Genomic DNA, 15,247 nt, shown 5'->3' on the forward strand with positions numbered 1-15,247 from the left:
TTCAATCTTTTAGGTAGCTTCCAATTATCACCAAGGGCGCAATTTCGAGTGCGCAAAGGTACAAAATAAAATAGACAAAATACGGAAACATGGCTTTTTGATAGTTCTTCAGCAGCTTTGCGATTCCGATGCCATTTATAAGAAGAATTAAGACTATTGCGGCATAAACCACTATTTTGGAGTCCTTTAGGATGTAAATCAAAATTATATTGGCTGCACAGAGCACAAGACCGCTATAGTTGAAATAGGATGTCTTACTGAACACCAATTCCGACACAAGTTCTTGGGTGTTGAACACATAGGCCTTTAGGAATTGAACAGAAAATTTAAACAGCTGAAAAAGGGCCAGAAACCCCATCAGTATAAAAAATACCATTAGGGATGGGCCTTCCGGCAGGGCATCAAAAATCTTTAACGACAGAAAAACAAAAAGGGAAAGGTTGGCCAATTGGAACAGGGTAAGCCATATATGAAACCAGTTTAAGAGGTGCCCCTTTTTGTGTAGCAGTACATATTTGTCGTTAAAAGGCAGGATTATAAAATTCACAAACCTGTTGTGGTACAAATATTTTCCCAAGGCAAGCACGAAAAGGGCCATAAATAGGACAATGGTCATCCAATCCAAAGAATTGATGGTTTTCTCAATTGGGATCATTCTTGGATTTTTATTGGCGTTCCGTTTAAACCGGGGGGTAATCCGTTTTCCGATATACCAATCCTAAAATAAGTTGGATTGTCTATTTTCTTGGGTAATGGAAGTTCAAACTTATAATGGGCGGTGTCCTTGCTTTTTAGGTAGGCACTTTCCGGATATAGGTTGGTCACTTTTTGTGGCAGCATTTCCTTTACTTGTTTGTAGGGGTTGGAATAGGAAATGGTATATTTTAAATTCTCAAGTAAAATATCAAATGGATAGGGATTGTAAACTTTTAAGTCGTATCCACTACCTGTTTCCGTTTTGGTTACAATGCACTTTAATTTTCTGTAGGACTGAAAATCATCTATAAATATGCCATAAAAGACAGTGCTGTCCTGATCAATGTATTGTAGGTCTCCACTTTTTCTGTATTGGGTAATATAGACCACCTTTTTGCCTCTTACCCTTTCCTCGGAACCATCTATGGAGTATTGGTTTTTTCGATACATATAATTGTTCAGCGAAAAAGTAGGTATTCCTGTATGGAACTCGTACATGGGGGAACGGCGATACGAATTTTCAAACACCACTGGAAAATCCTTTGCCTTTTCATGCAGATCATCTACCCATTCTTCGTTGCCATGGGTTTCATATATCTTAGGAAATAGGGGCTGATATATTAACCATGCCCTTGCATAGAAAAGAAGCAGTACACTTACAATTCCCATACGATACATCCATTTTCTGCTCTTGGAATTATCCATGAGATAGTTGAATGCCATAACCACCAAAGGAATGGAAATAACTATGGCCCATTGGGCCTGTACACGTCTATTAAAGCTGGAGATAAAGAAAAAAATCAGAATACCATACACTAAATACAACAGTGCTTTGGAAAAGGTGTCGGTAGCCTTGAACCGAAACAAGGAGGCATAGACCCAGTAAAATAGTAAGCCAATGATTACTATGAGATTTAAAAAATAGCCCAAGGTAAACCCTCCAAACGAATAGGCTTGGTTGGGCCTCTCATATAAGTGAAAGGTGATGGGTGCAAAATCGTTCTGGTAGAGCCAAATAAAATGGGGGATGTAACAAACCAAGGCCAAAATTACCGCCATCCAAGCTTTTTTATTGGCAATGAGCTTAACATTGGATAGGAACACAAACAAAATGACCAGAACCGCATGATACTTGCTATACATTAAAGCAGCCATGACCAACCCCAGCAATACCGTAGTCAAAGTAGAAGGATTTTTCAGGAAGCATTTGTAGAGCCATAAAAAAAGCGCCGTAAAAAATAGAAGGGGCGTATCTGGAAGCGTCAAGAAACCATAGGCATTCATCAGTGTAAATGAAAACACCAACAGGAAAAAATGGATTATATAATCTTTCTTTCTGGGGTCATCCACAAGTAGCCAAAGCAACATATATGTTCCTGCCGATAGCACGCTGCCCATAAAACGAACCCCAAGCTCGTCGCTAAAAAAGAAACTGCTGATTTTTACCAAAAGGGCCACCATGGGCGGATGGTCAAAATAGCCCCATGCCATATCCTGGGCATAATACCAATAATAAACCTCATCATAAATAAGTTCCGTGAAAAAGCCTTGAACAAGATTTAGGACAAAAACTATGGCCAGTAGAACAAGGAAAAGCTTTGGAAACTTTTGGATCATTAAATGGATTTTTGATGGGCAAAGTTACAAATATTGATGGACAGACGGAGGTGCCTAACGCAGAACAACTTGTATAGGCAAGCAAGAAAACCGTATTTTTACCTCCTAATAGATTACCAATGGCGGACGGCTTGGTTATTATACCCACTTTCAACGAGATTGAGAACATTGAGGCCATCACAAGAACGGTTTTTGACCTTAAGAAAGATTTTCATGTTCTTGTGGTTGATGACAATTCCCCTGATGGCACGGCTGAAGCCGTACAGTCCCTCCAATTGGAATTTCCGGATAAATTGTTCTTGGAGGTGCGCAAAGAGAAAGCAGGTTTGGGAACAGCCTATATACATGGATTTAAGTGGGCATTGGATCGTGGTTACGAGTATATTTTTGAGATGGATGCCGATTTTTCACACCGTCCCGCAGATTTGTCCCGGTTGCACCGTGCTTGCCTGAATGGTGCCGACGTGGCCATAGGCTCCCGTTACAAAAAAGGGGTGAATGTGGTAAACTGGCCGCTCTTTAGAATCCTGTTGTCCTATGGCGCATCCTTTTATGTCAAGTTCATAACCGGAATGAAAGTGCATGATCCAACAGCCGGTTTTATATGCTATAAGCGTAAAGTTTTGGAAGAAATAAAACTGGACAATGTGCAATTTATTGGGTATGCTTTTCAAATTGAAATGAAGTATAGGGCGTACCTCAAGAAATTCAAAATAGAGGAAGTCTCCATTATTTTTACCGATAGGATCAATGGAAAGTCCAAAATGAACTCGGCCATTATCCGGGAAGCCATTTTCGGGGTAATCGCCATGAAATTTAGAAGCATATTTTTCAGAAAGAACTTTTAGGATGCCAAGAATAATATTGAAAAACGCAAAGGTGGTCAACGAGAACCGCATATTTGAAACAGATGTGTTATTGGAGGGTGATTATATTGCGCGAATGGATGCTGATATTTCAGATGCCAATGCCTCGGTTGTAGATTTAAAGGGGGATTTATTGTTGCCCGGCATAATAGATGACCAGGTGCACTTTAGGGAGCCTGGATTAACCCACAAGGGCACCATTGCCACGGAGAGCCGAGCAGCCATTGCAGGAGGCATTACAACCTTTATGGAACAGCCCAACACCAATCCACAGACCACTACCCTTCAAAAACTGGAAGAGAAATTTTCCATAGCCTCAAAAGATGCTTTTGCCAACTATTCATTCCTCTTTGGAGGCACCAATGATAACTTGGAAGAGTTAAAGCGATTGGATAAAAATGCCTGCTCAGGAGTGAAATTGTTCCTTGGGTCTTCTACAGGAAATATGTTGGTTGATGACGAGTCTGTTCTTGAAAAAATATTCAGCAATACAGAAATGGTGATTTCGGCCCATTGTGAAGATGAAGGAACCATAAGGGCCAATATGGCCAAGTATCAGGAAATGTACGGAGATGATATTCCTGTGGAGATGCATCCTATTATTAGAAGTGCAGAAGCGTGTTATCTTTCGTCTTCAAAGGCCATAGCTTTGGCGAAACGAACAGGGGCCCGTTTGCATGTTTTTCATATATCTACCGGCATTGAAACCGATTTGTTCACCAATGAAATTCCGTTGGAGAAAAAGAAGATTACCTCGGAAGTCTGCATCCATCATTTATGGTTCTCGGATGAGGACTACGCCAAAAAAGGTACTCTGATCAAGTGGAATCCCGCTGTGAAGACCAAGGAGGACCGTGACAAACTTTGGGACGCCCTTTTGGATGACAGGATAGATGTTGTGGCCACCGATCATGCCCCACATACTTTGGAAGAAAAAAATAATCCTTATACCAAAGCTCCATCTGGCGGGCCATTGGTGCAACATGCATTGTTGGCAATGCTCGAAAAAGAGCAGGAAGGCAAGATTAGTTTAGAAAAAATGGTGGAGAAAATGTGCCATAATCCTGCAAAACTATTTGATATTGATCGTAGGGGGTTTGTTCGGGAAGGGTATTATGCCGATTTGGTCCAGGTGACCCGAAATTCTAAAAACGAGGTTAAAAAGGATAATATTTTCTATAAATGTGGTTGGTCTCCTTTTGAAGGTGCTACTTTTGACTCCAAAGTATCGCGAACTTTTGTCAATGGGCATTTAGCCTATGAGAATGGTCGTTTTTCTGAAAAAAAGAACGCCAAGCGACTTACATTTAACCGATAGGGCATGAAAAAAGCTGTTTTTTTCTTTTTTGGAATGTTGCTCTTCTCTTGTGGTGAGAAGGTGGTAGAGAAACCTGAAAATCTTATTCCTAAGGAGAAAATGGTGGATATTCTCCATGACCTTTCGCTTTTGAACGCTACAAAAGCCGCTTTTGGCAGCAAGTTTAAAGAATCGGGTATTGATGTCATGGATTTTCTTTACGAGAAATATCAAATAGACAGCGTGCAATTTGTGGAAAGTGATTTGTACTATGCCTCCATTCCGTTGGAGTACCAGTCCATTTATGAAAAAGTGGAGGAAAGGATTGATAATAGGAAAAACATAATGGAAAACATCAGCAAACAAAAGAACGACAGTATTAAGGAGGTTCAGTTACGACTACGCGATTCCATTAAGGCCAAAAGAGAAGAAAACAAGCCAACGGAGCCCTAATCCGGAAATTTGGAGCAACAAAAATCTAGGGCTGCATCCAAATCCTCGAATTTAAAATCAATCGCATTTTTAATTTTTTCGTGGCTGTAAATATCTTGGTGTCGCAATCCTTTCACCATATTTTTGGTAAGTCTACGCCTTTTCCCCAACAAAGAACTTCGTAGTCCGTCCAAGCGCCACATAATCTCCAACATCCAAAAAGGGATTTTTTTTGTTGGAGGGGATACCCCCAATTTTGGAGCAATTTTTTGGAACAATTCTGCATAGGACAGATTATTGCTCACTAATATGAATCTTTCCCCGACAATGTTGGAATCCATAAGTGTGGTCATGGCATTGATTACATCACTAATGGTCACAAAACCGGTACCACCTGGAATATAAGAGGTTTTACCTTTGGCTGCATAGGTGAAAAAACTACCGCTGCCTGACTTCCAAAACCCAGGGCCAATGACTACACCAGGATTTACAATGACCACTGACAGCCCTTCTTGGGATGCGCGCCATACCTCAAGTTCAGCATCGTGTTTGGTAATCCCGTACACCGAAGCGTTGGTATTGGCCCATTCAGTGTCTTCCGTGACTTCTTTTTTAGTTATACTAGATCCAATGGCAGCAATGGAGCTTACATAGCAAAGTTTTTTTATGCCATACTTAAGACTCAAGTTTACAACATTGGCAGTCCCTTCTACATTGGCCTGGACCAAAGCCTTGTACATTTTAGGGTCAAAAGAAATTAGGGCAGCGCAATGGTAGACCTCCTCAATGCCAATAAAAAGTTGATCTAAATTGCCCATAGAGGTAATATCGGCCTGTACCCATTGTATTTTTTCAAGAAGACTTTCAGGTTGATTGGAATAATACCCAAAAATCTTGGAAACTTTTCCAAGAGACTCTTCGGTTCTATAGTTGGCTCTTACTGTTTTTCCATTTTTCACCAAATGGAACAGCAGGTGCGAACCTATCAACCCAGTACCTCCAGTGACCAATATCATGTGGTAAAAGTACCTATTTGTACTGAAATTATTCAGGGAAGTGGCAACTTCATTTTATATTTGCAGCTATTCTAAAAGTAGATCATGAAGAAGAATTTTGTTCAGGAATTGCAATGGAGGGGAATGATACATGATGTAATGCCGGGAGCGGAGGAGCATCTAATGGAAGCCATGCGGGCTGCATATGTGGGGATTGATCCTACAGCGGACTCCCTGCACATTGGACATTTGGTGGGGGTGATGATGTTGAAACACTTTCAATTGGCAGGACACAAGCCTTATGCGCTTGTGGGAGGAGCAACAGGAATGATAGGAGATCCTTCCGGTAAATCCGCAGAACGAAATTTATTGGATGAGGAAACACTCAGACATAATCAAGAGGCCATAAAAGCACAGTTGGGTCGGTTTTTGGACTTTGAAAGCGATGTGCCCAATGCCGCCGTTTTGGTGAACAACTACGACTGGATGAAAGATTTTTCATTCTTGGAGTTTATTCGGGATGTTGGAAAACATATCACAGTTAATTACATGATGGCCAAGGATTCGGTTAAAAAACGACTTTCGGCCGATGCCAAGGAGGGAATGTCTTTTACTGAGTTTACTTATCAATTGGTACAAGGGTACGACTTTCTGCACCTTTACCGTGCACACGATTGTACGCTTCAAATGGGCGGGAGCGATCAGTGGGGTAACATTACCACAGGAACAGAATTGATAAGGCGTATTGGCAATGGAAAAGGCTTTGCGTTGACCTGTCCTCTGATAACCAAGGCAGATGGGACCAAATTTGGCAAGACCGAAGGCGGAAACGTTTGGTTGGATGCTGAGCGAACCTCTCCCTACAAGTTCTACCAATATTGGTTGAACACTTCGGATGAAGATGCTGAAAAGTATATCAAAATATTTACCTTCTTGAACCAACAAGAGATTGAAGATTTGGTGGCCGAGCATAAAGAAGCCCCCCACCTAAGAACCCTTCAAAGAAAATTGGCAGAGGAAATCACTATTATGGTGCATTCCGAAGAAGATTTGGACAATGCCATAAAGGCCAGTGATATTTTGTTTGGAAAATCCACTTCAGAAGATTTAAAAAAGTTGAACGAAAAGACTTTCTTGGATGTCTTTGAAGGAGTTCCACAAGCGAAAGTATCAAGAGAAGAGATAACTTCTGGTTTGGATATGATCGGTGCCTTGGCCGCAAAAACCCAATTCTTGGGATCTAATGGTGAAGCCAGAAGGGAGCTTAAACAAAATTCCATTTCAGTAAACAAGGAAAAGGTTAAGGAAGATTACCTAATTACCGAGGCCGATTTGATCAACAACAAATTTGTATTGCTCCAAAGGGGTAAGAAAAACTACTTTGTCATGGTAGTGGAATAGAAAACAAGGGCCATCTTTTAAGATGGCCCTTGTTTTTAGGCGATGAAGGATATTCCGTAACGCCCACAGATTTCACTCACTTTGGCAAAATCAGGGGGTCCTGGGGGCAGTTTCCCCAACTCTTCGAACATATGCTCCAGTCCTGCAGGGAAAACGCTTAGAATGGTTCGGCAATCTTGATTACCCACTACTTTCCAAGTATGGGGTACATTTTTAGGGGCAAAAGCAAGGTCGCCTGCTTTTAAAACAGTGGTTTCACCTCCAACGGTGACTTCCAGTTCGCCTTCCAAAACTTTGAATATTTCATCTTCGTTGGTATGTACATGGGGTGGGATCATGGTGCCCGGTGGATTCACTTCCTCAATCAATGTAAACATGCCATTGGTGTCTTCACCGGTTAGTTTAAAGGTTTGTTGGTCTCCGATAACGTTCACCTTCTTGCCTTCATCCTTGCGCACGATTTTTGGGCTCAAGGGATCATTCTCTTTTTTCGATGTTGAAGAAAAATGGGCAAACGAGGGTAATGATGCAAGTGCGGCAGCGGAAAGGGCACTTCTTTTTAAGAATGCATTTCTATCCATAATTGTTGGTTTGTTTGATTATTCCAATCAAATTACATAAAACTTTGAAAACCATTTAGAATGGATATATAAGAGGTTTGTATTTATGTGCGGATCGAAGGATTTTGTTGTTTTTCCATTAAAGTGCCATTAAATTACATCCCCGAACATCTGAATGGTCAAACCTGCCTAAAATTTCAAAAGACCCATCGGCGTAGGTCTTACCCAAATCTTGGGTAGCTATAAAGGAGCACGAATGAAGGTTGGCCAAATCAATTACGTTGATTCCACCTGTTTTTCCATGAGATTGATTGCTTAGTGGATCTTCCGTGTCCCGTGTCAAGATTTTCATCCATGGAGGAGCCATAAAAATGCCGTTACCTTGGGAATAGGCTTGGGATAAGAGTTCTGTCATCCCATATTCAGAATGTACGCTGGGAACCCCAAAGGCATTTTTTAGGATGTCATGTAGTTCGGCACGAATCAATTCCTTGCGCCTCCCTTTCATTCCACCGGTCTCCATAATGGTGATATGTTTTAAGGATATGGGAAATTGTTCCGCTAAATCCAGCAGGGCAAAAGAGACACCGATCAATAAGGTTTTGGAGCCAGAAGCCTCCTGTGCTTTCAGTTTCTGATGAAGGTCTTGAAGATTGTACAGATAAAATCCACTGTTGGGATGTTGTGAACGGGATACCAGCTCATTGACCATGTAGACCAACGACGAATCTTTTCGCTCCAAATAAGATGGCAATAAGGCCAGAATACATAATTCCTCCACAGGGCCGTAAAACAATGTAAAAGCGTCTAAAAAACTACGTTCGTACAAGCTTAGATCGGCCACGTAATGTTTACTTGTCGTATTTTGGGTGGTACCACTGCTCTCAAATACGGTTTCCGGTTTTTTTTGGTCAGTAACTACGGTTTTGGTCTTGAAGAAATCAATAGGTAGGAAAGGAATTTGGGATATGTGATTGACCTCTATGGGAGTTCTCCCCAAATGATTGCAATAATCTGTGTAAACGGGATTGTTTCTATATTGAAATTGAAAAATTTCCATGGCCAAGGAATCAAATTCATTGGAATCTTGGATGGAAAATAGCTGTTGGATATCCGTGTTGTCCATTGGGCCGTAAAAGTACCCAAAAATAAAAAAGCCCTTTGGTAAGAGAGCTTTTTAAAGTGTATATTTTACTTCACGACCAGTTTTCGGGTCATGGTTTTTTTCTGTTCGGTTACTTGGAGTACGTAGACCCCTGGAACCAACCTGGATATGTCTAAAGTGTTGGTTGCGATTCTATCGGTAAGAACCACTTCCCCGAAAACATCGAACACTTTTATTTGTTTGGTCCCGTTGGATTCTGTGGTAATATAGACTTCCTCGCCATAAGCGGGGTTAGGGTACATTTTAAAACCCTGAAGCTCTTGTGTGGGCTCTGTGTTTACACTGACCAATTCCTGACCGTAGGTGAATATAGGTAAAGCCATAATGAGAACAAAGTAGAGTTTCTTCATGAATGCTGATTTGGGGTATGCAATGTAAAAGTATGTAAACCAGTAGAAAAGGGCCATAAAATGTTGTGAAATGGCACTTTGTGTTGGTAAAGCAGAAAAAACTGTGGTTTATGACCTTGTCAGTGGGCTAAAACAGTCCAAATCACTTGACTATTAGCTTTCTAGTGGCCACTTTGTTGTTTTCAAAAACCCTGAGGATGTAAACGCCCTTGTCTAAGCGAGAAAGATTGAGTTCTTGACCGATAATTGTGGTTTGTAGCACTTGGGTGCCCAGAACATCAAAAATAAGGATTTGTTTGGGTGCGTTATAGGCTGTTTCTATAAAGACTTTTCCTTGTGTAACAGGGTTTGGATAGAGTTTAAATCCTTCTATATCCGAGCTTGCCTTTGCATTTTCCTGAGAAAACCCAATGGCGCAGACAAAAAATAGAATTACAAGGTAAAAGTGCTTCATAAAGTATTGATAACAAAGGCTGTGCCACAAATATAAAAAAATATGCTTGCGATGGTGGGACCGTTCAACGATTAGTGTTTCTTTTTTCGATGAAATGCAAAAAAAAGCCCCCTGACAATATCAAGGGGCTTGTAGGTTATTATGTCAAGAGCATTTTCTTAATTGGTTGCCCAATCAAAGATGGTTACATCTACTGTTGCTGGATCATCATAAGCCGCATCCACATCAACGGTTACGCCGTCAACAGTAACGTTGGTAGTGGCACCACCATCCCTAAAGTCAACGTTGGTTTCATATCCACTTAAGGAAAGACCAGTGATTGCAGCACCAGATTCTTTTTTAAATTGTAATGCGGTACCACCTTGACTGGAAACACAAGTCAAGTTTTCCAAAGTTGGCATGTTGTTATCACCATCCGCTTCAACAGCAGTAGAGAAACCAGCTTCAGTATGAAGTACATAAGCATCAGTCAAAGTTCCGTTCCAACCTTCTGTCCAGTCAATAGCATCGTCTTGGTTGTTTTCCAAGTAGAAGTTGGATGCTGAAACGGTACCTCCAAAGAACTCAACACCATCATCTGCACCGTTCAATACGGCAACGTTGCTGATGGAAGTTTCGGAACCTACAGCATAAAGTGTAAGACCGTTGTATTGAGATTCGGAGTTGATCTGCGCACCAGCGTAGTTAATGATCAAGTAATCAATAGAACCTGAGTCGTCAGTATCGTTGGAACCACCATAAATAATGTTACCTACTTCTGCAACTGCATCGGTACCTTTGGTAGTTGTGGCATTTCCGGCAATGACCAAACCACCCCAATCACCAGGAGTTTCACCGCTGGAAGTCATAACAACTGGATTAGCAGCAGTTCCTTGGATATCGATCATACCACCTTTTTGTACTACAATGTAAGTACTTGTTGCACCGGCAGCTTGTACATCGGCGGTAATAGTGGTACCAGCAGGGATAGTCAAAGTAGCACCTGATTCAACGCTCAAAGTTCCTTGCAAAGTATATGCAGTTGAGGCATCCAAAGTCAAATCTGAAGTAACACTTCCCTTAAGGTTTGCTGAAGTGGTAATGTCTTCACCTGTTGCCCAAGAGAACATATTAATGTCAACAGTTGCCAAGTTGGCATATAGTTCATTTGGATCGGAATCTTCACCTTCAATCTGTACGTTGGAAACAGCGCCACCATCCCTAAAATCCAAGATAGTTTCATAACCAGATATGGAAAGACCAGTGATAGTTGCACCAGACTCTTTTTTGAACTGAAGTGCGGTACCCCCTACTGTTGACAAAACTGTCAAGTTTTCTAAAGTTGGCATGTTGTTGTCACCATCTGCTTCAACAGCAGTAGAGAATCCTGCTTCGGTATGCAATACATAAGCATTGGTCAACGTACCGTTCCATCCTTCCGTCCAATCAATGGCATCGTCTTGGTTATTTTCCAAGTAGAAGTTGGAAGCAGAAACTGTTCCACCGAAGAACTCAACACCGTCATCAGTGCCATTTAACAACGCAACATTGCTGATTGTTGTTCCGGAACCAACAGCATAAAGTGTAAGGCCGTTGTACTGGGATTCTGGATTGATTTGGGCCCCGGCGTAATTGATGATCAAATAGTTGATGGTACCAGAGTTGTCCGTATCGTTGGAACCACCATATTTGAACTCACCAACCTCTGCGGTAGCATCGGTACCTTTGGTAGTGGTAGCATCACCAAGGATTACCAAACCACCCCAGTCTCCTGGAGTTTGATTATTGGAAGTCATTACTACAGGATCGGCAGCAGTCCCTTGGATGTCAATGGAAGCACCTTTTTGGATTACAATGTATGTCTCGGTTTCATCACCGGATGCAGCCGTAGCTGTAATAGTGGTACCGGCAGGAATAGTTAACTTAGCACCATTCTCAACGCTTACCGCTCCGTCTAAGGTATAGGCGATGGAAGGGTCAAGTTCCAAATCCTCTGTAATGGGACTGATGGAGGTCAAGTCTGAGGCATCTGTACACGCATTTGGACAAGAACCACCGCAATCTACTCCCGTTTCATCACCGTTTTGAATACCATCATCACATGTTGCTTCAACAGGGCAAGCGCCACAAGTACCACCGCAATCCACGCCTGTTTCTGTGCCGTTTTGAATGCCATCGGAACATGTTGGGCCAGCGGGGCCACCGTCATCGCTACTACAACCCGTGAGTACGAGCGCAAATGCAGCTGCTAAGGCTATTGAAAGTTTAAAGATTTTCGTTTTCATAATTAGGGTTTTTGAAGTTTAAAATATTATGGTTACAGGTTTATATTTAGTTAAAAATTATAGGTTACACCCAGGCTTACAGTGCTGCCCAGTTTATAGGATCTTACCGTTTCGGTACGGATAATTCTTTGTGGCGCGTTTGGCCCCAAACGTTCATTTATATCAGATGAAAAATTTCGAATTTCATTTCGGTTGTCCAGAACACCTTGAGTTCTTTTGATTTCTGGATTCAATAGGTTTTGTCCAGTTAAGGAAAGCTGCCAATGTTCACCAATATCTTTACTTAGTCTACCATTTAAGACTACAAACCCATTTTCAACGATATTGTCATTATAGGAATAATCATATATGTTGAATCCTTCGGCACTACCCAAAACAAAGATTTTGTCAGAAGCGTAATTAGCGTTAAGCGATGCACCAAATGGGTTTTCACCAGCAGTTTTAAGGTTCAAGTTTGTGTTGACAATAAAGTCGGATGCTCCTTGCAAACCTGTAGAAGTATTGGTCCCAAATCTGAAGAAGTCTGTAGCGCTGGCCCCATCCTCTGTAAGAACAAGTTTCAAATCTTGTTCATGGTGCATTAGGGTAGTATTGAACACAAGACTTAAATCAATACCTGAATCAACGTCATTTACTTCATCATAGGTGGGCTTGATGAGGTTGATTTTGCTTTCCAACTCAATTCCATAAACCTCAGCTTTTTCTCCTGTATTTTCATAAGTCCAAATACTTTCACCCCCACGCTGTGTGGTTCTGTTGATAGGGTCTGTAATGTCCTTGTAGAAAACCGCTAAGGAAATCAACTGATCGTTGGTAGGGAAAAATTCCCATTTAAGGTCAAAATTATTTGTAAAGGACGCAGTAAGGTTATCTGCATTACCAGTGACTTCTTGACCAGAAGGGGCAACATACCTAAAGGGAGCTATTTCTTTGAATTCGGGAAGCGTGATGGTTCTACTAGCTGCAAACCTTAACGCATGCTTGTCATTAATGGAGTATTTTAGATTCAAGCTTGGATAAAAGTTGGAATAATCTTGTTGGGTATCTCCAACAATCCTTGTACCACTACCACCCACATCATAACTGACGAATATTTCATCTTTTTGAAACCTGATACCTGTATTTATTCCAATTTTGTTCAACTGGACATTAAAATTGGCATAAGCGGCTTTCGAGGTGTATTCCCCGGTATAGATATCTTTTGTTTCACCGTTGGAGTTTGCACTTAACCGAACAACTTGCAATGAACCGTTGGCAAAATTTTGCGTATTTAGGATTCCGTTTAAATTGTCCAGGCTATTCGTTCTTGTGCTAAACCGATCAACACTGTTGGATTCTGTAACCCCAACAAACTCAGAGCTGAAATCACGCTCTTTGTTTCGATAGAAAACGCCTAGTTCAGCATCAAACTTTTTGTTGGATTCGCCTTCTTCACCCTCTTCATTAATAATATTGATCACATCATTTATGTAACCGTTGTATTCAATATCTTCAATCAATTGTGCGGCTTTTCTTTGATTAAAACCACCTTGTGAGTTTAGTGCCACGGAAGTTTCTGGGGCGGCATCAAAGAATACTTGGTTTCTGATTCGGTTAGGTTCATCGGCATTAAGCAAATTATAACCACCTGCCCAAGTCAATTGATTGTTCTCGAAAAGCTTATGCTCACCTAAAAGCTGTGTGACCAACAATCTGGTTTGTTTGGTGTTTTGATCTCTTACAAATTCCAAGGGAATCCCAAAACTTCCAAAAGCTCCTGTATCATCACTAACCTGTGCCTCGCCGTTTCTACCAAATTCTACAACTTCATCTTTTAATGTGTTGAGAAAAGTGGTGGTGGATTTTATCTTGTTCTTATCGTTTATATAATAGGTTAAATCCAGTAACCCGGTATTGGTGATTTCTGACTCATATGTCGTATAGTCCGATGCGCCTACTTGAACAAAACCATACTCCAAAATTTGATAGACACCTTCATTATGTCTGAAGCTTTCATTGTGCGAACCTGTTAGAATGAAAGAAAGCTTATTGTCAAAAAGTTTTTTACCAAAGGTTAGGTTTAATCCATAATTCAATGGGTTTTTTTTGGTAGCCGGATCCCAAGATTGCTCAGTCAATTGTTGAACAAGCGTTCTATTTGAATCATAAAAGCCAAATGTGGTTTCGTCATCCAAATTTGGGGAAACTAAAAAGTTGTCATTGACCCCGTCTTGATAAACGGAAGTGTTTAAACCACCAGAAACACCTATGCTCAACTCTGAAGTTCCAGCAAGTTCTCTGGAGGCAATATCGATATTACCAGAAGCTTGATCTGCTGAGGTTCTGGCAGAATAGGTTTTACTAATACTAATGTTTTGGATAACCCTTGTAGGGAACAAACCTAAGTTTATGTTTTTCCTATCCACATTATCCGATGGTATGGGTAGGCCATTCAATGTTGTTGATAGGTATCTGTCACCTAGGCCTCTAACAAAAATGTCACCTGAAGCTTCGCTTTCTGTTACTCCGGAAATTTTGGTTGTTGCGGTTTTGGCATCGGAGATACCCAAATCGCCGAGCTCTTGCGCACCAATGCTTTCGACTACCGTAACTGCTCTTTTTTGATCTAGTAATAGTGCCGTTTGAGAGTCTTTTCGAGCAACAGTTGTGATTACCACTTCATCCAAGGCCAATCCGGAAGATGCGCTCATGGGAACGTTTACACTGGTTACTTTACCGGCAATTACTTCCACATTTGGAATTTCAACGGTTTCGTAGCCCAAATAGCTATAGGTCAACGTGTAGATTCCAGGCTCAACACTTGAAATCTCATAGAGACCATCAAAATCTGAAGTGGTACCCATTGTGGTACCTTTAATAAGTACATTTGCAAAAGCCAAAGGCTCATCATTAAGCTCTTTGTCGGTCAGCTTACCCACGATACTTCCAGTGGTTTGCTGTGCTACCGCCTGCATGGAAACGGCAAGCGTAAAAATCAGTAAAAAATATTTCATTATCAGCTTAGTATTTGGCGCAAAGAACGCCACAGGCTGTAAAAGCGATGTTAGCTGTGTGTTAAGTGTTTATTGGAAAACTGTTACAATAATGTTAGGAGATTAAATCAACGTTAAGCATTTATGGCATTATAGTATTATCTTTACATTTGGGCGA

13 protein-coding genes are annotated in these 15,247 nt (G+C 41.1%); 4 read left to right on the forward strand and 9 right to left on the reverse strand.

Annotation, left to right across the window (positions count from 1 at the left end; genetic code table 11):
* Nucleotide 1 precedes the first annotated feature (1 nt).
* Together ACP14V_RS01855 and ACP14V_RS01860 are read right to left on the reverse strand one after the other, a co-directional pair.
* The gene (locus ACP14V_RS01855) at nucleotides 2-655 is read right to left on the reverse strand and encodes a DUF4271 domain-containing protein (protein WP_272610883.1); all 654 of its coding nucleotides are present in this window, start codon (nucleotides 653-655) and stop codon (nucleotides 2-4) included.
* The gene (locus ACP14V_RS01860; protein ID WP_272610882.1) at nucleotides 652-2,313 is read right to left on the reverse strand and encodes an ArnT family glycosyltransferase; all 1,662 of its coding nucleotides are present in this window, start codon (nucleotides 2,311-2,313) and stop codon (nucleotides 652-654) included. The genes ACP14V_RS01855 and ACP14V_RS01860 overlap by 4 nt, the downstream gene beginning before the upstream one ends.
* Nucleotides 2,314-2,432: 119 nt before the next feature.
* Here ACP14V_RS01860 and ACP14V_RS01865 point away from each other — a divergent pair, with 119 nt between their 5' ends.
* Genes ACP14V_RS01865 through ACP14V_RS01875 form a run of 3 tightly spaced genes read left to right on the forward strand, consistent with a single transcriptional unit; the run spans nucleotide 2,433 to nucleotide 4,929 of the window.
* Complete coding sequence (locus ACP14V_RS01865) at nucleotides 2,433-3,161, forward strand: polyprenol monophosphomannose synthase (protein ID WP_272610881.1); 729 nt, start codon at nucleotides 2,433-2,435, stop codon at nucleotides 3,159-3,161.
* Between the two features lies 1 nt (nucleotide 3,162).
* On the forward strand, nucleotides 3,163-4,497 hold the full coding sequence (locus ACP14V_RS01870; RefSeq protein ID WP_272610880.1) for a dihydroorotase: 1,335 nt from the start codon (nucleotides 3,163-3,165) through the stop codon (nucleotides 4,495-4,497).
* Nucleotides 4,498-4,500: 3 nt separating this feature from the next.
* A complete protein-coding gene (locus tag ACP14V_RS01875) occupies nucleotides 4,501-4,929 on the forward strand; it encodes a DUF4296 domain-containing protein (protein WP_272610879.1) in 429 nt (142 codons plus the stop codon).
* Here ACP14V_RS01875 and ACP14V_RS01880 read toward each other — a convergent pair.
* The gene (locus tag ACP14V_RS01880; protein ID WP_272610878.1) at nucleotides 4,926-5,924 is read right to left on the reverse strand and encodes an NAD-dependent epimerase/dehydratase family protein; all 999 of its coding nucleotides are present in this window, start codon (nucleotides 5,922-5,924) and stop codon (nucleotides 4,926-4,928) included. The two genes, ACP14V_RS01875 and ACP14V_RS01880, sit on opposite strands and share 4 nt — an antisense overlap.
* An 84-nt stretch (nucleotides 5,925-6,008) precedes the next feature.
* Here ACP14V_RS01880 and tyrS point away from each other — a divergent pair, with 84 nt between their 5' ends.
* Complete coding sequence (gene tyrS, locus ACP14V_RS01885) at nucleotides 6,009-7,304, forward strand: tyrosine--tRNA ligase (protein WP_136565371.1); 1,296 nt, start codon at nucleotides 6,009-6,011, stop codon at nucleotides 7,302-7,304.
* Nucleotides 7,305-7,339: 35 nt separating this feature from the next.
* On the opposite strand, the gene ACP14V_RS01890 is transcribed toward tyrS, so the two are convergent.
* The 6 genes from ACP14V_RS01890 to ACP14V_RS01915 form a co-directional block, all read right to left on the reverse strand.
* Complete coding sequence (locus ACP14V_RS01890) at nucleotides 7,340-7,885, reverse strand: quercetin 2,3-dioxygenase (protein ID WP_136565372.1); 546 nt, start codon at nucleotides 7,883-7,885, stop codon at nucleotides 7,340-7,342.
* Nucleotides 7,886-8,003: 118 nt separating this feature from the next.
* Nucleotides 8,004-8,990, reverse strand: coding sequence for an acyl transferase (locus tag ACP14V_RS01895; RefSeq protein ID WP_272610877.1), 987 nt, complete (start codon nucleotides 8,988-8,990; stop codon nucleotides 8,004-8,006).
* Between the two features lie 65 nt (nucleotides 8,991-9,055).
* The gene (locus ACP14V_RS01900; RefSeq protein ID WP_272610876.1) at nucleotides 9,056-9,379 is read right to left on the reverse strand and encodes a T9SS type A sorting domain-containing protein; all 324 of its coding nucleotides are present in this window, start codon (nucleotides 9,377-9,379) and stop codon (nucleotides 9,056-9,058) included.
* A 142-nt stretch (nucleotides 9,380-9,521) separates the two neighbouring features.
* On the reverse strand, nucleotides 9,522-9,833 hold the full coding sequence (locus ACP14V_RS01905; protein ID WP_136565375.1) for a T9SS type A sorting domain-containing protein: 312 nt from the start codon (nucleotides 9,831-9,833) through the stop codon (nucleotides 9,522-9,524).
* A 158-nt stretch (nucleotides 9,834-9,991) separates the two neighbouring features.
* Nucleotides 9,992-12,097 carry a hypothetical protein gene (locus ACP14V_RS01910; RefSeq protein ID WP_272610875.1) on the reverse strand — a complete coding sequence of 702 codons (2,106 nt, stop codon included), beginning with the start codon at nucleotides 12,095-12,097 and terminating at the stop codon, nucleotides 9,992-9,994.
* 50 nt (nucleotides 12,098-12,147) lie between these two features.
* On the reverse strand, nucleotides 12,148-15,090 hold the full coding sequence (locus ACP14V_RS01915; RefSeq protein WP_272610874.1) for a TonB-dependent receptor: 2,943 nt from the start codon (nucleotides 15,088-15,090) through the stop codon (nucleotides 12,148-12,150).
* Between the last annotated feature and the right edge of the window lie 157 nt (nucleotides 15,091-15,247).

The sequence above is a fragment of the Flagellimonas alvinocaridis genome (assembly GCF_965248585.1).
Lineage (GTDB): Bacteria > Bacteroidota > Bacteroidia > Flavobacteriales > Flavobacteriaceae > Flagellimonas > Flagellimonas alvinocaridis.